Origin of the sequence: Dyella sp. 2HG41-7 (assembly GCF_021390675.1) — a bacterium.
GTDB lineage: Bacteria > Pseudomonadota > Gammaproteobacteria > Xanthomonadales > Rhodanobacteraceae > Dyella_B.
On the sequence record NZ_JAJEJV010000004.1, the window covers coordinates 2,886,070 to 2,912,663 of the forward strand.

At 59.9% G+C, this 26,594-nt stretch carries 18 protein-coding genes; 10 read left to right on the forward strand and 8 right to left on the reverse strand.

The window, feature by feature from the left end; translation table 11 throughout:
- Positions 1–6: 6 nt before the first annotated feature.
- Positions 7–582 carry a hypothetical protein gene (locus L0U79_RS14270; protein ID WP_233842934.1) on the reverse strand — a complete coding sequence of 192 codons (576 nt, stop codon included), beginning with the start codon at positions 580–582 and terminating at the stop codon, positions 7–9.
- 850 nt (positions 583–1,432) lie between these two features.
- On the opposite strand from L0U79_RS14270, the gene L0U79_RS14275 reads away from it, so the two are divergent.
- A complete protein-coding gene (locus tag L0U79_RS14275) occupies positions 1,433–2,902 on the forward strand; it encodes an asparagine synthase-related protein (RefSeq protein ID WP_233842935.1) in 1,470 nt (489 codons plus the stop codon).
- Position 2,903: 1 nt separating this feature from the next.
- Here the strand turns inward: L0U79_RS14275 and L0U79_RS14280 are convergent, their stop codons facing one another.
- On the reverse strand, positions 2,904–4,235 hold the full coding sequence (locus L0U79_RS14280; RefSeq protein WP_233842936.1) for a replication-associated recombination protein A: 1,332 nt from the start codon (positions 4,233–4,235) through the stop codon (positions 2,904–2,906).
- 497 nt (positions 4,236–4,732) lie between these two features.
- Between L0U79_RS14280 and L0U79_RS14285 the strand changes: the two genes are divergently transcribed.
- Both L0U79_RS14285 and L0U79_RS14290 read left to right on the forward strand, forming a co-directional pair.
- A complete protein-coding gene (locus L0U79_RS14285) occupies positions 4,733–6,985 on the forward strand; it encodes a TonB-dependent receptor (protein WP_233842937.1) in 2,253 nt (750 codons plus the stop codon).
- Positions 6,985–7,731 carry a phosphatase PAP2 family protein gene (locus L0U79_RS14290; RefSeq protein WP_233842938.1) on the forward strand — a complete coding sequence of 249 codons (747 nt, stop codon included), beginning with the start codon at positions 6,985–6,987 and terminating at the stop codon, positions 7,729–7,731. The genes L0U79_RS14285 and L0U79_RS14290 overlap by 1 nt, the downstream gene beginning before the upstream one ends.
- Positions 7,732–7,757: 26 nt before the next feature.
- Here L0U79_RS14290 and L0U79_RS14295 read toward each other — a convergent pair whose 3' ends face one another.
- The 3 genes from L0U79_RS14295 to L0U79_RS14305 all read right to left on the reverse strand — a co-directional run bounded on the left by L0U79_RS14295 (position 7,758) and on the right by L0U79_RS14305 (position 11,584).
- The gene (locus L0U79_RS14295) at positions 7,758–8,432 is read right to left on the reverse strand and encodes a YoaK family protein (protein ID WP_233842939.1); all 675 of its coding nucleotides are present in this window, start codon (positions 8,430–8,432) and stop codon (positions 7,758–7,760) included.
- A 9-nt stretch (positions 8,433–8,441) separates the two neighbouring features.
- Positions 8,442–9,098, reverse strand: coding sequence for an outer membrane lipoprotein chaperone LolA (gene lolA / locus L0U79_RS14300; RefSeq protein WP_233842940.1), 657 nt, complete (start codon positions 9,096–9,098; stop codon positions 8,442–8,444).
- A 200-nt stretch (positions 9,099–9,298) separates the two neighbouring features.
- Positions 9,299–11,584: a DNA translocase FtsK gene (locus tag L0U79_RS14305; RefSeq protein WP_233842941.1), complete on the reverse strand. Its 2,286-nt coding sequence runs from the start codon at positions 11,582–11,584 to the stop codon at positions 9,299–9,301.
- Between the two features lie 282 nt (positions 11,585–11,866).
- Here L0U79_RS14305 and trxB point away from each other — a divergent pair, with 282 nt between their 5' ends.
- The 3 genes from trxB to aat all read left to right on the forward strand — a co-directional run bounded on the left by trxB (position 11,867) and on the right by aat (position 15,243).
- The gene (trxB, locus tag L0U79_RS14310; RefSeq protein WP_233842942.1) at positions 11,867–12,826 is read left to right on the forward strand and encodes a thioredoxin-disulfide reductase; all 960 of its coding nucleotides are present in this window, start codon (positions 11,867–11,869) and stop codon (positions 12,824–12,826) included.
- 252 nt (positions 12,827–13,078) lie between these two features.
- Entirely contained in the window at positions 13,079–14,224 is a 1,146-nt protein-coding gene (locus tag L0U79_RS14315) for a GNAT family N-acetyltransferase (protein ID WP_233842943.1), read from the forward strand.
- A gap of 275 nt (positions 14,225–14,499) precedes the next feature.
- Positions 14,500–15,243, forward strand: a complete 744-nt coding sequence (aat, locus tag L0U79_RS14320) for a leucyl/phenylalanyl-tRNA--protein transferase (protein WP_233842944.1) — start codon at positions 14,500–14,502, stop codon at positions 15,241–15,243.
- Here aat and L0U79_RS14325 read toward each other — a convergent pair.
- The gene (locus L0U79_RS14325; protein ID WP_233842945.1) at positions 15,233–17,203 is read right to left on the reverse strand and encodes an acetyl-CoA hydrolase/transferase C-terminal domain-containing protein; all 1,971 of its coding nucleotides are present in this window, start codon (positions 17,201–17,203) and stop codon (positions 15,233–15,235) included. The genes aat and L0U79_RS14325 overlap by 11 nt on opposite strands.
- 73 nt (positions 17,204–17,276) lie before the next feature.
- Here L0U79_RS14325 and L0U79_RS14330 point away from each other — a divergent pair, with 73 nt between their 5' ends.
- Positions 17,277–18,734 carry a phospholipase D-like domain-containing protein gene (locus L0U79_RS14330; protein ID WP_233842946.1) on the forward strand — a complete coding sequence of 486 codons (1,458 nt, stop codon included), beginning with the start codon at positions 17,277–17,279 and terminating at the stop codon, positions 18,732–18,734.
- 3 nt (positions 18,735–18,737) lie between these two features.
- Here the strand turns inward: L0U79_RS14330 and L0U79_RS14335 are convergent, their stop codons facing one another.
- Positions 18,738–20,732 carry an acyltransferase family protein gene (locus L0U79_RS14335; protein ID WP_233842947.1) on the reverse strand — a complete coding sequence of 665 codons (1,995 nt, stop codon included), beginning with the start codon at positions 20,730–20,732 and terminating at the stop codon, positions 18,738–18,740.
- Between the two features lie 255 nt (positions 20,733–20,987).
- Here L0U79_RS14335 and xseA point away from each other — a divergent pair, with 255 nt between their 5' ends.
- From xseA to L0U79_RS14350, 3 genes are all read left to right on the forward strand, one after another.
- On the forward strand, positions 20,988–22,355 hold the full coding sequence (gene xseA / locus L0U79_RS14340) for an exodeoxyribonuclease VII large subunit (RefSeq protein ID WP_233842948.1): 1,368 nt from the start codon (positions 20,988–20,990) through the stop codon (positions 22,353–22,355).
- Positions 22,356–22,445: 90 nt separating this feature from the next.
- Positions 22,446–24,095 carry an acetolactate synthase large subunit gene (locus L0U79_RS14345; protein ID WP_233842949.1) on the forward strand — a complete coding sequence of 550 codons (1,650 nt, stop codon included), beginning with the start codon at positions 22,446–22,448 and terminating at the stop codon, positions 24,093–24,095.
- Positions 24,096–24,097: 2 nt separating this feature from the next.
- Positions 24,098–25,528 (forward strand): aldehyde dehydrogenase family protein, encoded by a 1,431-nt coding sequence (locus L0U79_RS14350; protein WP_233842950.1) that lies wholly within the window; start codon positions 24,098–24,100, stop codon positions 25,526–25,528.
- 20 nt (positions 25,529–25,548) lie between these two features.
- Here the strand turns inward: L0U79_RS14350 and L0U79_RS14355 are convergent, their stop codons facing one another.
- Positions 25,549–26,505 carry an AraC family transcriptional regulator gene (locus tag L0U79_RS14355; protein WP_233842951.1) on the reverse strand — a complete coding sequence of 319 codons (957 nt, stop codon included), beginning with the start codon at positions 26,503–26,505 and terminating at the stop codon, positions 25,549–25,551.
- Positions 26,506–26,594 lie beyond the last annotated feature (89 nt).

Sequence of the window (26,594 nt, forward strand, 5' to 3'; positions counted from 1 at the left end):
CTGCCCTCAGGCCGATTTTCGCTCCTGGCGGCCGATCCACCAGGCCATCGCCGCGCCAGCCAGCAACCAGCCGATTAGCTGCTCAACCAGCGCGGCCCAGACCAGGGCCTCGGGGAAACGGTACCAATTCCAATAGGGCGCCAAGGCGCTAAGCCACGCAAACAAGGCGGCGACCACGGCGATGCCCAAGCGCTTGCGGAAGCTGAAGCTGCTCAATCCCATCAGAAAGGCCAAAGCCAGCGCGGACAAGGTGTTGGATGCCCATTCGCGCGGAAGTTGGCCGGTCATCTGGGTCATGTCCTTGCCCTGCGGCTGGTACACCACCCACGCGTACGGCGACGCGCTGGCCTTTTGCGAATACGCAGCGCGGGCGGCCGGGTCGTTCCATTTGTTGAAGTCCAGCGACGGCAGGATGTAGACGCCGGGCGTGGCGCCAAGACCCTCGTGCAGTGCGCTGAGTACGACATCTTCGTGCGCGGGCTGATGGATGCCCGGATTTCCAAGCCCTAGGAACATGTGCGCGACGAAGCCCCAGAGGAACATCACGATGCCGCCCAAGATCGCTGCGATCAGTACACGCATGGCCTTGCCCCCGACGATGGATGTGAAGAAGAAATCTAGAGGGTGTGGGCAGCGGGTGCAAATGGGCTTGCCGATCGGGCGATCGACGCAACGAGCGTTGACGCCGAACGGTTGTGGCGCGCTCTATGCTTCATGTCGGTCCATCGGCGCCGGCCTTCTTCACATGCCCTCGCCCGTCATGCGTCGTTGAAAGTTCGCCATCGAGCATCGCGATGGCGCATGACTGGAGCACATGCTGTCAGCGCGCATTCACTTTCGCGCATGACCCTTATATGACGTCATCGCACAACACGTCATGCAACGAAAAACACGGCGTTTTCGGCTGACGTATAACTTGATTTTGCTTTTGCGTAGACATTGTCGGGACAAGTCGCAATTGCGCAATCGGCCGTGCGCGCGCTCAAGCTAACGTCAAACTTGCGAAATTGTCCGCAAATTCGCGGGGATGGCCACGTATGTGCAGAGCAGCATAAACGCTCAACACACATTTCGAACACAACTTCGCATGCATTCTTCACGGGGACTTGTCGTGTGGCTCTCGTATGCATCTCATCATCGAAAACAGCGACGCGAGCGGAGCTTGCGAACCATCCATCGCCGCATGCTACGCGCGAACGCGACGTAGCCGAAGGCCATGCATTCGGGAGAGATCATGAAGTACCGCATGCTCACGTCGCGTCTTGTTGTACGTTCTTCTTATGCCGTCGGCGCTTTCGTTCGCGCCGCGACCTGATCCAACGTTGTGGATCAACCTCAAACGCAACCAAGTCGACAACAACAAGGAAACGGTTGAGTCATTCGAATCATGAGAAATCCAAAAATTAGCCAGAACACAATTCGAGCAACGAACGTGGAGTTGGAATCAGGTGCCTCCGGTCGGTTGAACGTCCAAATCGATACATCGCCTTATCAAAGCGAAGTCGATTTCTCGCAGCTCGACAGCTTCCAAGGCAGCGATGCCTCGGTCGATCCCGTGTCGATTGCAGATCTGTTGCGCACCACGTTCGTCTATCCGCCGCACTCCGTCTATCGCAACGTGAAGGTGGTGGCGACCGGTTTCGACCCGACACAGGACATGCACGGCAGTCCGCAGTACCACTACGAATATCAGTCGGCGATGGCGCCTTCGCGCCCGCCATCCGGAACGGTCGACGAAAACGCGCTGCTTGAGACGTATCACCGTCTGCTGTGCGATTCGATCGCCCGCTCGACGGCAAATATGCACGCGCCATGGTTGTTCCAGAGCGGCGGCAAAGATTCCACGTCGATGGCTATCGCGCTGGCCGAAACGCGCCCCGACGCAACCTGCCTCACTTATCTCGGCGGCCGAGAAGAAAACGAGATGGCGTCGGCGCGCTTCGTCGCGAAGCAGCTTGGCCTGCGTCACGAATCGCTGGTGTGCGATCCGGGTCGCGCTTACGATCGCTATCTCGCAATGCTTCCGCGCATGCCCTTGCTTACGGCCGATTTCGCCGCGCTGTCCTACGCCGATTTAGCGACGGAAGTTCGCGAGCGCGGCGGCGACGGCATCATCGACGGCATTGGCGCCGACGAATATTTCGGTACGCCCGTGCACAGCCGGGAACGGCTACTGGCGATGCTGGCGCGCGGCATCCGCGTGCCGCAGTCTCTGTTCAAATCGAGCCTTATAAGCCGCAGCTTCAAGCTGTGCTTTGTGCTGTCTACACTGCAAATGGATTCGTTCGAGCGCTACCTTCCCGGCTCGCGTTTCAGCGATGCGGAAGTGGATGAGTTGTTCGGTTGGGATATTTCCGCCAGCTCACGACAACGCATGCAGCCGTTTCGCGCCGATCTCGAAGCGGCGCCATCGAAGGAAGCGATACGCCGCATTTCGCTCACCATCGTGGAATCGGCTCACCTCTGCAAAGGCATGTACACCGCCAAGGCCATGGATCTTAAGCTGGCGTACCCCTATTGCGACGAAAGCTTGCGCGACTGGGTTTTCCATCACGTTCCCGATGACGAACTGATCGGCCCAGGCGGCGTGAATAAGGTGCTGATGCGCAAGTACATCGCGCGGCGCTTCAAGGAGCTGCCTTACGTGCAATCGAAGGGCTGTTTCCGCTTCGATCTGCGCGGCCTGGCCAGTAAGCGGTTCGACCAGGTGTATGCGTTTGCCGAGCAAGCGCGCGCTGTGATGCCCGGCGCCACAAAATGGCTGGAATCGCATCGCGACCGTTTGGGCAACAAGTACTTCGCGTCGAAGTTTTACTTGCTAGCGATCACGCTGCCCTGGCTGCTAAATCGCATGCATACGCCCCACTCCGTTCTCGCGGAAACGGCGGAGCGCATGACGTAAGTTACGAATGTTTGTTGCGCGCTTGCTTTCGAGCTGCGCGCAAAGCCTGCAGTTTTTCCCGCAGTTTCAATTCGAGTCCGCGTTCCACCGGCTCGTAGAATTCCATGTCGGCCAAGGCATCCGGCAGGCATTGCTGATCGAGCGCAATGCCACCTTCCGCATCGTGATCGTATTGATAGCCTTTGCCGTAGCCGAGGCCCTTCATCAGCTTGGTGGGCGCGTTGCGCAAATGCATCGGCACCTCCAGCGTGCCGGTTTTGCCGACCACCTCGCGCGCCTTGTTGTACGCCATGTACGCCGCATTGCTTTTTGGCGCGATCGCCAGCCAGATCGCAAGCTGCGCGAGGCCTAGTTCGCCTTCTGGGCTGCCGAGCCGCTCGTAGGTATCCCACGCATCCAACGCCATGCGCCAGGCACGCGGTTCGGCGAGACCGACGTCTTCCACGGCCATGCGCGTCATACGTCGCGCGAGATAGAGCGGATCGCAGCCGCCGTCGAGCATGCGCGTGAGCCAGTACACGGCGGCATCCGGATCGGAGGAGCGCACGGATTTATGCAGCGCCGAGATCTGGTCGTAAAACTGCTCGCCGCCTTTGTCGAATCGACGCGTGCGATCGGCGAGCACTTGTTCCAGCGTGGTGTCGTCGATGACGTGGCCGTCGGCGAGTTCCGCGGCGATTTCCAGCAGCGTCAGCGCGCGGCGCACGTCGCCATCGGCGGCTTGTGCGATCAATCGCAACGCCGATTCGGCGACTTCTAATTTCAGTTCGCCCAGACCGCGCTCGGCATCGGCCAGCGCGCGTTGCAAGGCGGCGACGATATCGTCCACCGACACAGCATCGAGCACGTGCACGCGACAACGCGAGAGCAACGCGGAATTCAATTCGAATGAGGGGTTTTCCGTGGTCGCGCCGACGAAGATGATCACGCCGCGCTCGATATGCGGCAGAAAGGCATCCTGCTGCGCTTTGTTGAAGCGGTGCACCTCGTCGACGAACAGCACGGTGCGCCTGCCCTGCGCGAAGTTCGCCTCGGCCTCCGCCAGCGCCTTGCGTACTTCCGGCAAACCGGAAAGCACGGCGGAGATGGCGCGGAAATCGGCGTCCGCGTAGCGCGCCACCAACAACGCGAGCGTGGTTTTGCCGCAACCCGGTGGACCCCAGAGCACCATGGAGTGCACGCGGCCGGCTTCCAACGCGCGCCTCAGGGCTTTGCCGGGCGCAAGCAGGCGTTGCTGGCCCACCATCTCGTCCAGGCTGTTAGGCCGCATACGCTCGGCCAGCGGCTTTAGATCTTCCGCCTCGGCGGCGAACAGCTGAGGGGTGTGGTGCATGTCGCGTCGTTCCATCGGGCGATGATAGGGCATTCGTCAAGAAAGCCTGCCGCGCTACGCACATCATCCCCTCCCCTGCGTGCAGGGGAGCGTTAGGGTGGGGTTGCATGCGCTTGCCTCATTTTTTAGGCCATCGCGAGGTTGGCTTCACCCCACCCCAACCCTCCCCTACTGCACGTAGGGGAGGGAGTAAATCTCGAGCATCGATATGGGATTCGAAAAAAGAAGGCTTGTCAGCGCACATCCGAGCTGTTTATTATCAAGATAATCATTTATTACGCTAATTATTCATTCCTTAGATCAGGCTTAATTCGATTAACTCATTAGCGTTTTCTGAACCACGTATTACATGGATTATTCAAAGCTTAGATCAGCCTTAGCGTTATTTCTTTCGTATTATAATTTTGATTAATTTAATGTATTTGTTATAGAACTGTCATACAGCGTCCTTACGGTGTCGGCCTTTACTACAACCCTGCCGATACCGGAAAAAAACAATGACGCCATCGACACATGCGCTGTACCGCCGCACGCCGGTTTACCTCGCTCTTTGCCTTGCATTGACCAGCGCTCTGCCGATTTATGCGCAGGACACCGCCCCCAGCGTATCCGCTTCGACCAATGGTCCTAGCGCCGTCGATAATTCCGACGACAGCACCTCGTCGAAAAACGCGAAAACCCTGGCCGGCATGCAGGTAACGGCCAATACCGCCGTGAGCCAGATCGCGCCGACGCAAGGCTCCACGATCGCCACGGAACCGCAGTCGATCATCAGCAGCACGTATATCCAGGAAAATATTCCGCCGACCGGCGACTACACCGACATCGCGTCCATCGCGCCGAGCGTGTACACCGTCACGCCGAACGGCTCGGGCTTGATGGAAGCGCCGGTCGTTTCCATTCGCGGCTTCCAGGACGGTCAGTACAACGTGACGTTCGACGGCATTCCGTGGATGGACTCCAACGACTTCACGCATCACTCGACGTCGTATTTCACCAATCAGGAAACCGGCCAGGTCACGGTCGATCGCGGTCCGGGTACGGCGAGCACGCTGGGTAACGCCACCTTTGGCGGCACGATTTCGGTGGATTCGATCAATCCGCAGAAACAGTTCGGCATCAGCCCGTACGTGAGCTTCGGCAGCTGGGATACGGCTGTGGAAGGCGCGATTTTCAATACCGGCGCATTCACCAACAGCGGCACCAGTGCGGTGCTCAATGTGCAGAACAGCACGTCGGACGGTTATCTCACCTATTCCGGCCAGCGCCGCCAGAGCGTGTTCGCCAAGGTCGTGCAGCCGCTGGGCGAGAACACCACGCTGACCTTCGTCGCGATGGCGAATAACCTCACGCAGTACGTGCCGTTCGGCGCCACCAAGGCGCAGATCGCGCAATACGGCGTGAACTATGGCTTGAACAACGACCCGACCAGCCAGGCCTACTACGCCTACAACAAAGACAACATCAACACCAACCTCGGTTATATCGGCCTGCATTCGGAATTCGACGGCTGGACGATCGACAACAAGGCCTACACCTACGGCTATAACCACTTCGGCTACAACGGCGAAGATCCGAACGGCGAAACGCCGAACGGCACGTTCTACAGCCCCACCGACGTACCTGGCCAGCACATGCGCAACACGAACCGCTCGTGGGGCGACATCTTCCGCATTGGCAAGGAACTCGGCCCGGGCGAATTGCGCACCGGCTTGTGGTACGACCATCAGGACGACATTCGCTGGTTGTACGAATACGACGTCACGACCCAGCAGCTGAACCCGATCATCGCGCCTGGCGCGCCCACGCTGGCAGACGCGTCAGCCGATCGCCGCATGTACGACACGCTGATCACGATCCAGCCGTTTATCGAGTACCAGTGGAACATTACCGACAACGCGTATTTCATCGGTGGCGTGAAGTACAACAATTTCGAGCGCGATCTGAACGCTCCGATCAACCAGAAGACGGGCACACCGCTGGTTTATTCCAAAAACTGGAACGCCACGCTGCCGTCGGCTTCGTTCCACTATGCCTTCAGCTCGAACTGGACGGCGTATGCGCAGTGGGCCAAGGGTTATCTGGCGCCTAACCTCAACCTGTTGTACGTGCCCAATCCGGCGGTCTCCGACAGCGCGGTCGCTCCGGAAAAAACCACCAACGTCCAGCTCGGCACGACCTGGAGCAGCGATCGCCTGACGCTGTCGGGCGATGTGTACAAGATCAACTTCAACAACTTCGTGCAGAGCCATAAAGTGGCAGGCGTCACCGAGTTCTACAACGGCGGCGGCGTGCATTACAAAGGCGTTGAGTTGGAAGGCACGTATATGCTGGGCGCCGGTTTCAGCGTCTACGCCAACGGCTCGCTCAATCGCGCCATGCAGACCACCGACGGCGCGTGGAACGCGAACACGCCGCACAAGACCGCTGCGCTGGGCTTTATCTACAACGACGGCCCCGTCTACGCATCGCTGGTCGACAAGTTCGTCGGCAAGACCTACTACACGGCCAACGCGGAAGACGACACGCCGATCGGCGGCTACGCGATCACCAACTTTGCCGCCAGCTACAAGTTCGATCCGCACATCTCCAATGTGAAGGATTTCAAGATTGGCGTGCAGCTCAACAACTTGTTCAACAACACGCACATCAACGCGCTGGCCGGCACCACGGGCGCCGATAGCACGCCGTTGTATTACACAATCCCGGCGCGTAACTTCAACTTCACCATTACGGCCGACCTGTTCTGATGAAGCGCTACGCACTTGTATTGTTGATGTTACTGATCGGCCAGCCCGCACTGGCCGACGATGGTGGCGCCGCACACGCCACCGTCGAGTTGTCGAACCTGCTGCCGCCTCCGCCGGCAGCAGGTTCGGCTGCGGCCAAGCAAGATCTGCAAGCGGTGCTTGCGGCACAGAAATCACGCACCGCCGACGAGATGTCGGCGGCCAAGGCGGATTCGGAGCGTTCCGTATTCCGCTTTGCGGATGTGCTGGGTTCGTCGATGCAAGCAGCGGCTTTGCCGAAGACGGCGGCGTTTTTCGATCGCGTCGCCAAGCTCGACAAGGCAGAAGTAAAAGACGCCAAGCTTTACTGGCAGCGGGCGCGTCCGTCGGTGGTTTCCGATCAGGTACATCCGCTGTCCAAGGAAAAGCCGAACGACTGGAGCTATCCGAGCGGACACGCCACCTTCGGCTACTCTACCGCGGTGCTGCTCGCCAATATGCTGCCGGAAAAGCGCGCCGCGATTTTTGCACGCGCCGATCTGTACGGGCAGCATCGCATCGTGATGGGCGTGCATTTCCCTAGCGATGTGGAAGCTGGTCGGATTGCCGGCACCGTGATTGCCGCGCAAGTGCTGCAAGATCCGCAATGGCAACAGGATTACGAAGCCGTGCGTAGCGAATTGCGTCATGCATTGGGCCTGCCTGCCACGCCTGCCGCGACGCTAACCGCGCCGAAGGCTGCCGCCGAAACGGTGGTAGAACACTAAGAACAAACCGGCGAGCTTGATGAAAATCAGCTCGCCGGTCGTTGTAGAAAAAAGTGTCGGTAAATGGCGTAGCTCAAACCGACTACACCAGTCAGCGTTGCCGGAACGAGCAGCACACGCTCCTGGATAGTCGCGAATCCCAGCGCACCCAGTGTCGCCCCAAGAATAAAGTTGCCGGCGACCAGCAAACAGACATGGATGCGCAGCATGTCCACCTTCAAGCCGCGCAAGCGCTGACCGAGATAAAGACCCAGATCGGTGAAGATGCCCGACAGATGCGTCGTGCGCAGCGTGGCGCCGCTATACGTGCTCACCATCGCGTTCTGCAAACCGCACGCGGCGGACGCGAGATAAAGTCCAAGATCCTTGGCGTCATGAATCAACGGCGCTGCAGCAAACAGGAGTAGTGATTCGATCATCAACACGACACCGTAGCGACGTCCAAGCTGCAGCGTTCGTTGTTCGACAATAAATCCGCTCACCATCGCGCCGATCAAAAACGCAGCGATGGTCATGACCCAGTGAAGCGCCTCCGGCATATCGCCATGCGCGATCGAAATACCCAGCACCGTGCTGGTGCCGGTGAGATGCGTCACCGGCTGATGCCTAAAACACAGATAACCGACCGCATTGATGCAGCCAGCGCCCAACGCCAGCAAACCACCGCCGATCCATGCCCAACGCGGTAGCTGGCGGATCATGGCAAGGTGTCAGTTCTTGATCGGCTGTGTGGTGATTTCCGGCAGATCGCCGATCACGTCTGCGCCTTTGGGCGGCGTGAAATTGAAATCCTGCGGCGGAATATCCGGATTGCGCTTCCAGTTCGAAAAGCGGATATCGGTGGTGGCGCCGAGCTGATCTTTGAACTGCATGCGCGCCAAACCGTTGGCGTCGAAGCCGAGATCGGCGTAGCTGAATTGCGGATCTTTGGCTGCAGAGGTGAGCCGCAACCAGACCAGGCCGTCGTGCTCGCCTTGTTCAACCACATGAAATTCTTTGTCGAGCTGCGAAAGATCGGTCAGCACGGTAAGCGGGCTATGCGATTCTTCCGTGTCCTGTCGGCGGACGGTGACTTGTTCCAGATCCGGGTCGTACAACCACACGCGACTGCCGTCGGCGACGATGGTCTGCTTGTACGGCGCCAGCGTGTCCCAACGGAATTGACGCGGCGCCTCCAGCACGAGCGTGCCGTTGCTGGTTTGGCCGGTTTTGCCGTTCGGATCAGTGAGCGTTTGCGTAAAGTTGCCGGAGAGCGCGTGCAAGCCTTGGGCGAAAGCGTCGAGGCGTGTGCGGGCTGGGCCGGTGGCCGCGCCGGCAAAGCTGCTGACGAGCAAGAGAAGCACGGCTGCGAAGCGGAAGCGTTTCATGGATTCCCGTTCCTGGTGTATCGGATGTGCAAAGTGTGCAACTGGGAGGCTTAATGCAGGGGTGATGATATAGCTCTCTCCCCGGTTTACAGGGAAGAGTTGGGGCGGGGTTGTACGAGCTTGCCGCGCGAGGTGAGTTCGTCGCGAGGTTGCTTTACCCCACCCCGGCCTCCCCTGCGCGCAGGGGAGGGAGAAAAGCTTTAATGCTTCGGCGGCGGCGGTGCGAGTACTTCGCGGTTGCCGTTGTGCTGAGGCGCACTGACCACGCCCTCTTGCTCCATCTGTTCGATCAGACGGGCCGCACGGTTGTAACCGATACGCAGATGGCGCTGCACGCCGGAAATCGATGCGCGACGCGTTTCGGTGACAATGCGTACGGCGCGGTCGTAAAGCTGCGCGTCGGCATCCCCGCCACCTTCCTCGCTGTCTTGCGGGAGGCCGGAGTCGTTGATGAACTTGCCGTCGCTGGTGGCTTGCACTTCTTCCAGCACGCCTTCGATGTATTGCGGCGCGCCTTGCGCACGTAGCCAGTTCACCACGTTGTGCACTTCGTGATCGTCCACGAACGCGCCGTGCACGCGATCGGGCGTGGCGGTGCCCGGCGGCAAATACAGCATATCGCCGTGGCCAAGCAGCGTTTCCGCGCCGGACTGATCGAGAATCGTGCGCGAGTCGATCTTGCTAGACACCTGGAACGCGATACGCGTCGGGATATTCGCCTTGATCAAGCCGGTGATTACGTCCACCGACGGACGCTGCGTGGCGAGCACCAGATGCACGCCCGCCGCACGCGCTTTCTGCGCGAGACGCGCGATCAGTTCTTCCACCTTCTTGCCGACGATCATCATCATGTCGGCGAATTCGTCGATGATCACGACGATATACGGCAGCGGTTGCAACGGCTCCGCCACCTGGTTGGGCATGTCGGGATTCGGGCGGAACAACGGATCCAACAGCGGCTGACCGGCGTTTTCCGCGTCCTTCACCTTCTTGTTGAAGCCGGCCAGGTTACGCACACCGACGGCGGCCATCACCTTGTAGCGGCGTTCCATTTCGGCCACGCACCAGCGCAACGCGTTGGCGGCTTCTTTCATATCCGTCACGACCGGCGCGAGAAGATGCGGAATGCCTTCGTAAACCGAAAGCTCCAGCATCTTCGGGTCGATCATGATCATGCGCACGTCTTTGGGGCTGGCCTTGTACAACAGGCTCAACACCATCGCGTTCACCGCCACCGATTTACCCGAACCGGTGGTGCCCGCCACCAGCAAGTGCGGCATCTTGGCGAGATCGGCCACCATCGCGCGACCGCCGATGTCCTTGCCCAGCGCCAATGTCAGCGGCGATTTCTGCTGATCGTATTTGTCGGAGCGCAAAATTTCCGAGAGATAAACGATTTGCTTCTTGGCGTTCGGAATTTCCAGGCCGATCACGTTCTTGCCCGGAATCACGTCGACAACGCGCACGCTGACCACGGAGAGGCCGCGCGCAATGTCTTTGTCCAGACTCGACACTTGGCTACCGCGCACGCCCGCGGCGGGCTCCAATTCGAAGCGGGTAATAACCGGGCCGGGATACACGCCGACCACCTTGGCTTCGATGCGGAAGTCCTTGAGCTTCAACTCAACCTGACGCGAGAGCACTTCAAGCGTTTCTTCCGAATAGCCGGGACCCTGCTCCGGCGCTTCGTCCAGCAACGACAGCGGCGGCAACTCGCCGGGCTGAGCGGCGCCGACGAATAACGGGATCTGCGTTTCCACGCGCGCGCGTTCGCTCTTCACCACGGGCGCGACAGCCGCCTCGATCCGCACTGGCTCGCGCTTGGCCTGTTTGATCGCTTCGGTTTTCTTGACGACTTCGCGCTCGGCACGCGCCTGATGCGCGGCAATGGCTTCCGGCGCGGCGCGCAATTTGCCGCCGAACCAGCTCACCAGCTTGAGCACGCCCTGCCCGGTCAGGTCCATCACCTTGAACCAGGACAGGCCCGTCGCGAACGTGACCGCCACCAGGAACAGCGCCAGCAGCAGCAACGGCGCGCCACGGTCGCCGAAGGCGCGCAACAGGCCGTGGCCCACCGCGTGACCGATCACGCCGCCCGCGCCTTCCGGCCCCATGGTGCTGTCGGGAAAGTTCAGCCAGCACAAACCGGGCGCAGTGATGAAAAAGAACACCGAGCCGACCAGGCGCAGCGACGATTCCCATGGCTGCGCACTGCGCACGCCGTGATTGCGCAGCACCTGCACGCCGAGAAACAGCAGTAACAGCGGGAAGCAATACGCCACACTGCCGAACAAATAGCGCAGCAGATCGGCGATATAGGCGCCGACGGTGCCGCCGAGGTTGTGTACGTGGTTGCCGGTGTCCGCGTGCGACCAGCCCGGATCGGAGCCGTCGTAACTGAGCAGACAGACCAGCAAATACAAAGCGAGCGGCAACAGCAGTAAGGCGCCGGCTTCGCGCAGGCGGCGCTTGACCTCTTCGCTCAAGCCCGTCTTTTCCTTTTCTTTTCGTACGTTTGCGCTACGCGCTGCCACCGTGGTGTGTTTCCTTGGATTCGAATGAATGTGCGCGATGCAGTGTAAAGGATGCCGCTGCGATCCAGGGCCGACGCAGTCAACAGGTAAGGTTCCTAAATGAAGCTTCTGTCAACCTTGAATAGCCCTTCAGACTTCCCCATCCTTGCGGACTCCCGGAAGGCCGGCAAAGGCCCCGGGCGCAACCCAGAAGTACCCTAACAAATTGTCGGTAAACCCTTAAGGATTATAGCAATGACCACCCCGAAGCATAGCCGCCTGCTGATCCTCGGCTCCGGTCCCGCCGGTTACACCGCTGCCGTGTACGCCGCGCGCGCCAATCTCAAGCCGACCATGATCACCGGCTTGCAGCAGGGTGGCCAATTGATGACCACCACCGAGGTCGACAACTGGCCCGGCGATGTGAAGGGCGTTCAAGGCCCGGAACTGATGCAACGCATGGCCGAGCACGCCGAGCGCTTCGAAACGGAGATGGTGTTCGACCATATTCATACTGTCGACCTGAAGCAGCGCCCGCTGCGTCTCAAGGGCGACTCGGGCGAATACACCTGCGATGCGCTGATCATCGCCACGGGCGCCACCGCCAAGTACCTGGGGATCGCCAGCGAAGAGCACTACAAAGGCAAGGGCGTGTCGGCCTGCGCGACCTGTGACGGTTTCTTCTTCCGCGATCAGGATGTGGTGGTGGTCGGCGGTGGCAATACCGCCGTAGAAGAAGCGTTGTACCTGGCCAATATCGGTCGCAAGGTTTACCTCGTGCACCGTCGCGACAAGCTGCGCGCCGAGAAGATCATGCAGGACAAGCTGTTCGAAAAAGCCGCCGCCGGCAAGATCGAGCTGGTGTGGAATCACACCATCGACGAAGTGCTGGGCGACCAGAGCGGCGTGACCGGCGTGCGCGTGAAGGACATCAACAGCGGCGCGACGCGCGATATCGAAGCGACCGGTTTCTTCGTGGCGATCGGTCACACGCCGAACACCGGCATCTTCGAAGGTCAGCTCGATATGCACGACGGCTACATCAAGATCCGCAGTGGCCTGGAAGGTATGGCGACGATGACGTCGGTGCCCGGCGTGTTCGCGTCGGGTGACGTGGCCGATCATGTGTATCGCCAGGCGGTGACGTCGGCGGGTTTTGGTTGCATGGCGGCGCTGGATGCGGAGCGTTGGTTGGATCAGAACAAGTCGGCGTAACGGTTCTGCTCTCGCCCCCCGTTAAGAGGGGTGAATCCATCGAGCGACAATGCTGATATTTACCTTGTCGTCATTCCGGCGTAGGCCGGAATCCAGTCTAAACATGCGTCCAAAGGACACAACATTTTTCATGCTGAGTGCTTCGCACAGCATATTCAAACTGGATTCCGGCCTACGCCGGAATGACGGTGAGGCACTAATAAGCTCTTCCGGAAAGTATGTAAAAATCCCGGATATGAAGTTGAAAAGAACGTGATTGAAGCTCGCTTCCACGACAGCATCGACGACATCCCCGCTGCAGCCTGGGACACCCTGCGTCCCAACGACAATCCGTTCCTCTCCCACGCCTTTCTTGCCGGCCTCGAACGCACCGGCTGCGTTCGTCCCGAATGGGGATGGCAGGCGCATCACCTGGGGCTTTATCGAAACGGCGCATTGATTGCCGCCGCGCCTGTGTACATAAAAGGCAATTCGCACGGCGAATTCGTATTCGATTGGAGCTGGGCCAGCGCGTGGGAGCGTGCGGGCGGCCAGTACTATCCGAAGCTGCTCAATGCGGTGCCCTACTCGCCCGTTACAGGGCCGCGTCTGCTCGCGGGTGCGGATGCGACAGAGGCGCACGCGTTGCAGGAGCTGCTGGTCGAGGCCATGCAACAGCAAGCGCATCGCTTGCAGCTGTCGTCCGTGCACGCCAATTTTTTGAGCGACGCCGATGTTTCAGCATTCAACGACACCTGGATGGCGCGCAGCGACGTGCAATTCCATTGGCAAAATCAGGGATACGCCGATTTCGACGCGTTTCTCGCCGCGCTCAATCACAAGAAACGGAAAAACATCCGACACGAACGTAAGCGCGTCGCCGCGCACGGCGTGCGTATCGACATGGTCGGCGGTGCTGAATTGAGCGCCCGCGATTGGCGACGCGTGCATGCGTTATACACATCCACGTTCGACGCCAAAGGCAATCATCCCGCGCTGACCGAGGCGTTCTTTCAGTATTTGCGCAAGGAATTGGGCAACAGCGTGCAGCTTGCGCTGGCGTATCACGACGACGAGATCGTCGCGATGGCGCTGATGCTGCGCAGCGCGAGCACGTTGTACGGACGCTATTGGGGCGCGAGCGTGGATCTGCCGGATCTGCATTTCGAGCTCTGTTACTACCAAGGCATCGAATACGCGATTTCGCAAGGCTTGCAGCGCTTCGAACCGGGCGCGCAAGGCGAGCACAAGCTTGCTCGCGGCTTTCTGCCGGTGCGCACGCATTCGCGTCACTACTTGGTAAACAAGGATTTTCGCGCCGCTGTGAGCCGTGCCCTTGCGCACGAGCGCGAAGATATGGACGCTTATGCCAAGGAACTGCTTGGTCATAGCCCTTACGCCAAGGGATGCTCTGATTAATTCTGCGCAGGCGGCATGATGTCCAGAAGGCAGGCAGGGTGTGTTGCGCGGCGCCGGGAAGACTGGCCGTCTTGCCAAGCCGCGCGGCGCAGCCTGCCTGCCTTCTGGACATCACCCCGTCATTTAAACTCTATGCGCCGGGGCCGGTCCTGTCTGTCCGCATGCCTTCGGTCCATCGCCTCGACAGACGTCCAGTCTGCCTTCACCGATGCCCCTGCGGCCTGCGAACAGACAGGACCGGTGACGCCTGCGCAGAATTAATCAGAGCATCCCATATGATTCGACTGCCTAGGCTGGACGAACACTCTCCGGATCACTTCCCTGATCCGCATACCGCGCTGATAGAACCCAACGGTTTGCTGGCGTTCGGCGGCGATCTTTCTCCGTTGCGCCTGATCACCGCCTACGCGCAAGGCATCTTTCCCTGGTACAACGAAGGCGAGCCGATTTTGTGGTGGTCGCCCGATCCGCGCTGCGTTTTTCGTACGGATCATCTGCAGCCCAATCGCAGCTTGCGACGAGCTCTGAAAGGCGTGGCCTGGCAAATCACGATCGATCGTGCGTTCCGCCAAGTGATGGCAGCGTGCGCCGCGCCGCGCGTCGATCAAGCCGGCACATGGATCAGCCCCGCGATGATCGCGGCGTACGGCATTCTGCACGACATGGGGTACGCGCACAGTGTGGAAGTGTGGGAACAAGATCGTCTGGTCGGCGGCATTTACGGTGTGTCGCTGGGGCGGCTGTTTTGCGGCGAATCGATGTTCAGCATTTCCAGCGGCGGCTCGAAGCTCGCGCTGTGCGCGCTCGCCGCTCTGCTGCGGGAATGGGATTTTCCGCTTATCGACGCGCAGGTAAGCAACCCGCACTTGCTCGGCTTAGGCGCGGAAGAAATACCGCGCAGTCTGTTTCTTCGCGACGTCGCGCGACTAAGCACCGCATCCTTTCCACAAGATCGCTGGCGCAATCTTCCGTCCATTTCCGCGCAGCGTATTTTGGACGGCCACCCGTTTACGCAGTAGGAACGCGCGGCGGCGGCGAAATCTCTCGTCGCAGCGCCGCCTGCAACAAGCGACGCTGTAATCGATCGCCGAGTTTGGTCGGAGATACCAGGCCCATGCGCTCCAACGCTACGATTTCTTCGGTCGTCGGCTCGCCGGGCTTCCATAGCGCTTTGAACAGCTGCCACCGACCTTTCCAGGTTGTGCTCGATGCACTGAGCCATTCCAACGCGGGCAGCAGACGCTGCTCGACTTCGGTGAAGTCGCTACCGAAGGGAAACTTCGGAAAGTGCCCTTTGCGCTTAGGCTTGGCGAGCGCTTCGCGCAATGCATCGGGATGATGCTTTCGCCATACGTCGGGAATCTTGAAATCCGCGGCCAGCTTACCGTGCGATTTGGCTTCAGCGGCCAAAGCATCGATAAAACGCGCATCACTGACCGACAGCATCGCCTCGATGCATTCGCTATCGCTCTTGCCGCGCAAATCGGCAATGCCGTACTCGGTGACGACGATATCGCGCAGATGCCGCGGAATAGTGGTTTGCCCGTATTGCCAGCGAATATTGGTTTCGACGCCGCTCTTGCCCTGCCGCGTGGCTCGCTGCAATAGCACGGAACGGCCGTCGGGCAGCTCGTGCGCCATCGCCACGAAGTTGTACTGACCGCCGACACCGCTCACGACATGGCCGTCTTCCAATGTGTCGGATACCGCCGCGCCAAGCAAGCTCGACATCATGCACGTGTTGAAGAAGCGCGCGCCGCGTCGCTGCAACATAGCGAGCGCTTGATGATCGCCATAGAGTTGATTGACGTTGGACACGCGACACATATCGATCGCGTCTTCATCGCTGCCGACTGTGGTTTCCAACCAATCGTAGAGATCGCGCGATCCCAGGAAAAACGCGCCGCGCAAATAGTGTCCGCCCGGCACATCACCCGGCAGACGACCCGCCGCCGCCGCGCGTTCCAGCGCGAGATTGTCCCAGCTGCGCCGTTTGATCACGCCTCCTTTCGCCAGATGCATGAAACCGTCCATGATCATCTCGCTGCAGCCGTACAAGCCGGTTTTGAAGTTGCCGAGTCCGCCAATACGTGAAGCCAATGTATGCGTCGCACCGCGCGCGTCGAGCGCGACCAGTGCCTGTCGCCACGCAACATTGTCCTGATGCCTCAGCAACAAACCTTTGACCAGCGCATCGGACAACGCGCCGATACCGATCTGCAGACAACCGCCGTCTTTCACCAAAGCGCTGGCGTGCATGCCCAAGGCGTATTCGATATCGTCGACGGGCAATCGAGGCACCGCAAATAACGGTGGCGATAGCGCGGGCGCCAATTCGATATCGAAGAAATCCTGCGACACCTCCGCTTCGCCGCCGATATACGGTAAGGCTGGATGAACCACCGCCACGCATAACGGACGCGCTTTACCCGCCGCTTTCACGCGATCTAGAAAATCCAACGTCAGATCGGGATTGCACGAAAGACTGTAACGCGGGCCTGTCGGCGTTTCGCGACGCGCAACCAACTGCACCAGCAGATTGATGTCTTGCACGACCAGATCGCGCGCCACATGCGTGTAGTTCTGGCTGATGTAATTGCGCTGCGCGCCGCCAGCGTGGACCAACGCACCCGACTGCATGTAGAACTCGTGCACGGCGACGTTCGCCGGCAATTTGCCATGCATTTGATCGACCGCGTACTGCGGATCGACGGCGTCAGCGCCGAAATGGCGCTCGAGAAACGGTCCGAGAAAGCGCGCTTCAAGACCGGGCCTCGGTTGCGGTCGCGTGAGCGACAACGCGGTGTACAAGGTCATCGACCGCCACGTGTCGGCGTGCATCAAACCATACAACGCGTTGAGCAATCCATGCGGTTTGCCGAGCCCCAGCGGCGCAGCGACGCGCAAGTCCGCGCCCAGCCGCTCGACAATCAGCTGCGCGCAAGCGTCGGTGTCCGTAAAGCGCTGCTCTGGCAACATGGGCCGATCATGCCAGAAAGCGCCATGCGCTTCGCATGTCGCCTTCATTTACCCCGTCGATATACTGGCCCGAATGCTTACCTCGCCACCGTCCACCCCAAGCCGGTTGCTGGCCGAACAGGCCTTGAGCCGCGCCGCCGGCGCCCCCTTAATCGGCGGCAACAAGGTCGAGTTGCTGATCGACGGGCAACAACATTTCGACGCCTGGCTTGCCGCCATTCACAGCGCGCAACGGCGCATCCTGCTTGAGAACTACATCATTCGCGACGACGAAGTGGGGCGCGCCTTTCGCGACGCGCTGATCAAGCGCGCACGTCAAGGCGTTTACGTCGCCGTCATCGCCGATTGGTTGGGATCGCTTGGGCAATCGGGTTCGTCATTCTGGCGACCATTGCGTGAAGCCGGCGGTGAGGTACGCGTTTTCAATCCACCGCAATTCGGGCAAGCCCTGGGTTGGATCAGCCGCGACCATCGCAAGCAACTGGTGATCGATGGCCGAGTCGGATTTCTTTCGGGCGTGTGCATCAGCGCGAAGTGGTTGGGTAACGCCAAGCGCAATGTGCCGCCCTGGCGCGACACCGGCGTCGCCGTATACGGCCCGGCGGTGCTGGAACTGGAGGCTGCCTTTGCCGACAGTTGGTTTGTTACCGGCGGGCCGCCGCCGCCCTTCGCGCTGGAACCGGAAGAACCGCCCGCCGGCGCCGTTGCGCTGCGCGTGATCGCCACGCAACCTTCCACCACCGGCATGTATCGCGTCGATCAATTGATCGCGGCGATGGCGCGCCAGAGCCTGTGGCTGACCGACGCCTACTTCGTCGGCGTGGCGCCTTACGTGCAAGCGCTCTGCGCCGCCGCACGCGACGGTGTCGATGTGCGGCTGCTTGTGCCCGGCACTAGCGATGTACCAATGGTCGCCAGTATGTCCCGCTCCGGCTACCGACCGCTGTTGAAGGCTGGCATTCGCGTGTTCGAATGGAACGGCTCAATGCTGCACGCGAAAACCGCCGTCGCCGACGGTCAGTGGGCGCGCGTGGGGTCGTCCAATCTCAACCTGGCGAGCTGGTTGAGCAATCGGGAGATCGACGTAGCGATCGAAGATGTCGGATTCGCCGCACAACTTGCCGAGCAATACGAAAAAGATTTGGCGAATGCGACGGAAATCGTGCTGACGCCGCGCCGCTATCGACGCGGCGATCGCGTAAAAAGCGCCGAATCGCGAACGCCGCCGCCACGCCACGCGAGCGGCAGCTCCAGCCGCGCGGCGGCAGGCGCCTTACGCATCGCCAACACGGTGGGCGCGGCGTTGAACGAACGCCGTGTTTTGGGCGATACCGAAACCGGCGCGCTGGTCGGCGCCACGTTGTTGCTAGCCGCACTCGCCGTGGTGGCGATTCTCTGGCCTGCGGTTATCGGCTGGCCGATCGCGGCGCTTGCGATTTGGTTTGGCGTCAACACCAGCATTCGTGCATGGCGCATGCGCCGGAGCTATCGGCGGCGCATGCGCGACGTAAACGATAGCGACGAAATTTGACGATTATTTCGCGGGCGTCGTGGATTCGAACGGATTCGGTTTTCGTTGCAGGTAAAGCTGGCCCAAACGATACGCCGCGTAATCGGTGATATGTCCCGCATCCCGGTAAACCGGAATGCCGTCGATATTGGATCGACAGCTATTTGCGTCGCATTGCGCATCCTTGGGATCAATCACAATCAAGGCGGGATACGCCGCCTTCAACCGCGCGAACAATCCATTGAACCAGCGCGTCGTGTCATCGTCCGGCTCCGAAACGGGGCATGCATTGGCGGCTTGCGATTCACGCAGCTTGAAGTGCCGATAAATGCAAGTCAGATAGTCCGGCGGCATCAACGCGGGGCTTTTCAGCAATACCGGCGTGGCGCCCGTCTTAGTGATCGCATCGAGCGCCTGTCGTATCGCGCGCTCTAGACGTTCATTTCCCAGTGTTTGCGAATGCGCATCGCTAGGCGCGTTGACGATGACGTTCGGATCGTAATAGCGCCAGTTCTCGCCAATGATCACGTAGCGATAGTGCCCAGCTTCGATGCGCTGATAGTCGGATTTCACATGATCGACGCACACCTGATACTGCGCGTCGGTCATCTTCCACCAGCCTACCATCGAGATATTCGGGAATGACAGACACGAAGGCGTCGACACCGCGGTGACCGCGACATGGGCGTCGCGCGCCAGCACATCGATGAAATTCCAGCCCTCATTGGAATAGGAATCGCCGATCATCAGCGCGGTTTGCGACGCCGCCGTATCGCCCAGCACGCATCCGCTCATATCCGTCATCCGCGCGCCGCCGCTTTGCATGCAGCGTTGACGGTTCGCCGGTGTGTAGCGCTGGAGCGTCTGATCGATACGCGCCATCTCGCTACCGAATCGCCCCGGCAGAAAATTCAGGCGATCGCAGACGCCGTAAATCGCCGACACGATCAACAATGGCACGAGTACGAGCCACAGCAACGATTTCGGCAGCCCGGGTCGCTTCGACCGATAAGGCTCTTCGATGTAGCGATAGGAAGCGTAAGCAAGCGCCACAGTCAGCGCATAGCAACCCACCAGCAGCCATGCGCTTTCGCGTAAACCCAAATAGCGCACCAACGCGAAAATGGGCCAGTGCCACAGATACAGCGAATAGGAGATTTCACCGAGAAATTCCGGAACGCGCCATGACAGTCCGCGCGCCACCCAACTGCGCTCGTTGGCCCCAACCCAAATCACGCCAGCGCAGGCGGCGCTGATCAATACCGCATAGCCGTTCGGGTAATTAGAAATCACGCCGCCCAGCATGGCGACGACGATCACGACGCCCAGCGACACCACGCCACCGACGTTCGCCAGGAAGCCAGCCCTCGGCGGTGTGCGGCCCAACGTAAACAACGCGACGGTAGCACCAAATAGAAATTCGCAAACGCGCGGGGTAAAGAAGTAATACGCGTCGCTGCCGCTACGACGAACGATCAACATGCCCACCGCTGTCATCAGCACCGCGACAACGCCCACCGCAACCTTGCCTTTCGCCGGCGACATCACCCGATGCAGCACCATCAACCACAACGGCAAGATCAAATACCACTGCCACTCGATCGCCAACGACCACGTGTGCAAGAGCGGCAACACGTCCGAATCGGTGGCGGCGTAGGCGGTGGTCGTGCGCGCGAAATAGCGATTGGAAACGAAGCCCACCGTATTCATGGCCGACTTCAGATACGGCTTCAGATCCGACGGCAGGTAGAAGATGAAGGCCATCAGCAACGTCGCCAATACGACGGCCAACAACGCGACCTGGATGCGCCACAAGCGGCGCACATAAAAATCCGCGAGCGAAAAACTGCCCTTGTTCAATTGCGACTGGATGATCGACGTGATCAGGTACCCCGAGATCACGAAGAACACATCGACGCCGATAAATCCGGACGGAAACGCCGCCAGCCGGCCGTGAAACAGCAGCACCAGCACGACGGCGACGGCTCTCAGGCCACTTATGTCTTTCCGATAACGCATCGAAGGCAGGCCAGAGATCGCAGATAAGGCTGTTGGAAACAACCGTCAAAATGGCCCGCGAAGCTAACACAGTCACGCGGGGGCGGAAACGGCAAGCGCCAGGAACCAACCGTATTCAAGACGCGGCCAAATGCCGATTTTTTTGATCATCTTAATATCTATATCAGCCACTTACGAAATATCAGTGACGCTGCGCCTGCACATTGCCGGCCAATGAAATGTTCTTCAAACAATTCGTGCTAGTCTCCCGCCTCCATGCACTCTCCCGACGACTTCAGCGACGATGCCGGCGGCCAGCCGCCTCGGCACATCCTTACGCCCAGCACGCTCAACCGTCTGGTGCGCGATCTGCTGGAGGATGCACTGCCGCTGGTGTGGATCGAAGGCGAGCTTTCGAACGTCGCACGACCCAGTTCCGGGCATCTGTATTTCACCTTGAAGGACAGCGGCGCGCAGGTGCGTTGCGCCATGTTCAAACCGAAAAGCACGTGGTTGCGCTTTAAGCCCGCCGATGGCATGCATGTGCTGGCGCGTGCGCGCGTGGGTCTGTACGAACCTCGCGGCGAATTCCAGCTCGTGGTCGAACATTTGGAGCCGGCTGGCGAAGGCGCCCTGCAACGCGAGTTCGAGCGGCTCAAAGCGCAACTCGATGCCGAAGGACTGTTCGCGCAGGAACGCAAACGCGCCCTGCCCCGTTTTGCGCGACGCATCGGCGTGATCACGTCACCGACCGGCGCGGCGATTCGCGACGTATTGAGCGTGCTGGCGCGTCGCTGGCCGTTGGTGGAAGTGGACGTACTACCCGTGCCGGTACAAGGTCGCGAAGCACCGCCCGCAATCGTTTCGATGCTGCGCAAAGCCTCGGCCAGCGGTCGTTACGACGTATTGCTGCTTACGCGCGGCGGCGGCTCGCTGGAAGATCTTTGGGCCTTTAACGACGAGCAGGTCGCGCGCGCCATTCACGCCAGCAAAGTGCCTGTGGTAAGCGCCGTAGGGCACGAAATCGACTTCAGCATTTCGGATTTCGTCGCCGATTTGCGCGCGCCCACACCGTCGGCAGCGGCAGAATTGCTGGTGCCCGATATCCTGGCGCAGCGGCGACATCTCGATCAGTGGCGTCAACGCATCACGGCGATCCAAGAGCGTCGGCTGCACGCGAACGTGCAGCGCATCGATCACCTGCTTGCGCGCTTGCAAGCGCAGCGACCGCAAGCGCGACTGGCTCGCGATCGCGAACGCTTGATGCAATTGCGCCGCCGCCTGCTCGCCGCGCGCACCGCACAACTTACGCAAAAAGCAGTACGCCTGGATCGCTTGCAAGCACGCTTGCTTGCGCAGCATCCGCGCCAGCGACTTGTCATGATGCGGCAACAACTGGAGCAGCATGCTCTGCATATGCGGCGCATCATCGAACACAAACTCGAACGCGAACGCCTGACCTTGCAGCAGACCGCGCGCGCGCTGCACGCGGTCAGTCCGCTGGCGACGCTGGAACGCGGCTACGCCATTCTGTTCGACGCCGACGGCAAAGTACTGCGTTCGGCCCAAAACCTTGCCGTCGATACCGCTTTGCGCGCCCGCCTTGCCGATGGCGAAATTCCGCTGCGCGTCGCCAAAAAATAGGCATTCATTCCTTACACGAATTAAACATTTTTCCGCACGAATCGAACATTGCGGTACATATAGCATCTGTCATCTGGCTGGAGACGGTGCATGAAGGCGGCCAAGCTTTTTGTGAAAGCCCTGGAAGCGGAAGGTGTGAATCGCATCTTTGGCGTACCCGGCGAGGAAAACCTCGACCTTGTCGACGCGTTGCGCGAATCCTCGATTCGCCTGATTGTGACGCGTCATGAGCAGGCCGCTGGCTTTATGGCGGCGACGTGGGGGCGATTGACCGGCGAATGCGGCGTCGCGCTATCCACACTCGGCCCCGGCGCCACTAACCTGGTCACCGCCGCCGCGTATGCCCAGCTCGGCGCCATGCCGATGCTGATGATCACCGGCCAAAAGCCCATCCGCACCCACAAGCAAGGTTTGTTTCAGCTGGTGGATGTGGTGGACATGATGCAGCCGCTGACCAAATACACGCGGCAGATCGTGTCCGGCATGACGATTCCAGCGCGCATCCGCGAAGCGTTTCGTCGCGCGGAAGAAGAACGTCCCGGCGCCGTGCACCTGGAGTTGCCCGAAGATATTGCGCGCGACACGGTCGAAGGCGCGATCCTGTTGCCCACGGAATACGCACGCCGTCCGTCGCCTGACGATGCGGCCATCGTGCAAGCCGCGGAAGCCATCAGCAGCGCCAAGCGCCCCATCCTGATGATCGGCGCAGCCGCCAATCGCCAGCGCACCGCCGTCGCATTGCGCGCTTTTATCGACAAGCTCGGCATCCCTTTCTTCACCACGCAGATGGGCAAGGGCGTGGTCGACGAAGATCATCCTCTGTGGCTGGGCAACGCGGCGCTATCCGACGGCGACTTCGTGCATCGCGCCATCGATGCGGCCGACGTGATCATCAACGTGGGTCACGATGTCGTGGAGAAACCGCCTTTCTTTATGCAACGTGGACGGCGCACAGTCATTCACATCAACTTCTCGTCGGCAGAAGTGGACACCGTCTATTTTCCGCAGATCGAAGTGGTCGGCGACATCGCGCATACGGTGGAACGACTGACCGACGCGTTGACGCCGCAGGAGCACTGGGATTTCCGCTACTTCGACAAAGTGCGCGAAGCATTCCAACAACAGCTCAGCGAATACGCCGACGAAGAACGCTTTCCCATGCATCCCGTTCGCATCGTGCACGACACGCGCGAATACATGCCCGACGACGCCATACTTTGCCTCGACAACGGCATGTATAAACTTTGGTACGCGCGCTATTACAAAGCACGCCAGCCCAATACCGTACTGCTCGACAACGCGCTCGCCACCATGGGCGCAGGGCTGCCGTCGGCGATGGCAGCCAAGATGGTCTATCCAGATCGCAAAGTGTTGGCGATTTGCGGCGACGGCGGCTTCATGATGAATGCGCAGGAGCTAGAAACCGCCGTGCGCTTGAAGCAAGACCTGGTGATCTTGCTGGTGCGCGACGACGCGTACGGCATGATCCGCTGGAAGCAGGCGGATATGGGTTTTGCCGACTTCGGCATGCAATTCAATAATCCGGATTTTGTGAAGTTCGCCGAAGCACACGGCGCACACGGTCATCGCCCCGAACGCGCCGCCGAATTTTTGCCGACGTTGAAGCGCGCGTTCGATCAAGGCGGCGTTCATCTGATCGATCTTGCCATCGACTATTCCGACAATCATCGCGTGCTCGACGAGGAAATCCGTCGCCTTAGCGCAGCGGTCCAGGAGTGATCATGCTCAACAAAACCTATCCCTATTTCCTGGCCAACGCGCCGCAAACCTCCGACACGATGATGGAGGTGTACGACAAATTCAGCGGCGAAGTCGCCACACGCGTCGCCGTGCCGGATGACGGCGCCACCGAAAAGGCCATCAACGCCGCCGTGCAAGCTTCGCTTCCCATGAAGAACTTCCGCCCGTGGGCGCGGCAGGCGGTGTTGCAGCATTGTGTGAAGCGCTTCCAGGAGCGTTACGACGAACTGGCGATGGCGTTATGCGTCGAAGCTGGCAAACCGATCAAGGACGCTGCCGGCGAAGTCACGCGATTGATCGAAACCTTCAGCATCGCCGCCGAAGAAGCCGTGCGCGTAAATGGCGAAACGCTGAATCTGGAACTCGCCTCGCGTTTGGATGGCTATCACGGTTACACCAAGCGCGTGCCGCTGGGTCCGGTGTCGTTTATTACCCCGTTCAATTTCCCGTTGAATCTCGTGGCGCATAAAGTCGCACCGGCCATTGCGGCGGGATGTCCGTTCGTATTGAAGCCATCGGAAAAAACGCCCATCGGCGCGTTGATCATCGGCGAAGTTTTGGCCGAAACCGATCTGCCCAAAGGCGCTTTTTCCATACTCACGCTGGATGGCAAGCACGCCACGCCACTGGTGGAAGATGAGCGTCTCAAACTGCTTTCGTTTACCGGTGGACAGATCGGCTGGGATCTCAAAGCGCGCGCCGGACGCAAGAAGGTGACGTTGGAACTGGGCGGCAACGCGTCGTGCATTGTGGACGGTGATCAACAGGCGCACCTGGACAAAGTGATCGAGCGGCTCGTGTTCGGCGCGTTCTATCAGTCCGGACAAAGCTGCATCAGTGTTCAGCGCATTTATGCGCATGCGTCGATTTACGATGAATTGAAAACGCGCTTTGTCGAGGCGGTGAAGAAGCTGAAAGCCGGCGATCCTAAGGACAAAACCGTGTTTCTCGGTCCGATGATCGACGAAGCGGCGGCGCAGCGACTCGAAGGCTGGATCAACGAAGCCCAACAAGCCGGCGGCAAGATCCTTTGCGGCGGCAAGCGCAAGGGCAATATGCTGGAAGCGACCTTGATGGAAAACGTTCCGGGCAATGCGAAGGTCAATCGCAACGAAGCCTTTGGGCCGTTCGCCTTGCTCGCGCCCTTTAAGAACATCGACGACGCGTTCGCGATGGTTAACGATTCCGACTACGGATTGCAGGCCGGCATTTTCACCGACAGCCTCGATCACGCGATGCGCGCGTGGAACGAATTGGAGCAAGGCGGCGTGGTGGTCAACGACGTGCCGAGTTTCCGCGTGGACAATATGCCGTACGGCGGCGTGAAGCTGTCGGGTCTTGGCCGCGAAGGCGTCCGTTACGCAATTGAGGATATGACCGAGATTCGCTTGATGGTGATGCGGGAAAAGTAAGGCGAACACGCCTCGCTTTTCTAGACAACGCCACTGACCTCGACCACCGGGCACGCGCCCACCTGACGCAAACGCGTGACATCGCGCAGCGGCGGCGCGCCGTGCTGACGGCTGTATTCGCGACTGAATTGCGAAGGGCTTTCGTAGCCCACACGGTGAGCTGCCGTCGCCACGTCGCATCCTTCCGTCAGCAGCAGGCGACGCGCCTCGTGCAAACGCAGCACCTTTTGATATTGCAGCGGACTCATCGCCGTGATTTCGCGGAAATGATGATGTAGCGATGACGAACTCATGTTCACCATGCTGGCAAGTTCGCTAATTCGCAACGGCTTGTTGAAATGCTGACGCAGCCAATGAATGGCTCGCACAATCTGCTGTCCCTGCCCGCCTACTGCCGCGATTTGCGCCAGACGCGCGCCTTGTTCGCCGGTCAGCAATCGATAAATGAGTTCGCGTTCGATCAGCGGCGCGAGCAGCGGCAGATCGTCGGGTGAATCGAGCAAACGCACCAAGCGAAGCAAAGGGTCGATCACGCTCTCGCTCACCGGACTCAAGGCGATGCCTCGCGCGGTAGCGGTGGACGGCTTGGGCATTTTCACTTCGGACAGCCATTCGCCGATGCGCACCGGATCGAGTCGCAAGGTGATGCACAGACACGGCTCCTGTGGCGAAGCACGCATCACCTGCGCAGTAACCGGCACATCGATCGAGTTGATTAAGTAATGGCCGAACTCCTGCTCGTAGCGATCCTCGCCGACCAGAATGTGCTTGTTGCCCTGGAGCAGCAGCCCCAAACAGGGTTCGTACAACGCGCAACTACGGTCGCTGGGCATGTCCGCCCGAAAGAACGACAAGGCCGGCCAATCGGTGACCGTGAAGCCTTCGGACCGGGCGTATCGTTCAACGATGGCTGTCAATTCCTCGCGATCCTGGTCCAGGCGGGAGGACATCTCTACGGGCTTTAGCTGAGTATTCATGCGGAAATGGAGTCGTCAGACGCATGTAGAGATTGCCTGTTCCTGCAGGCCTTGGCGAGCCTTTCACACGGGATTTGCAGGATCGGGCA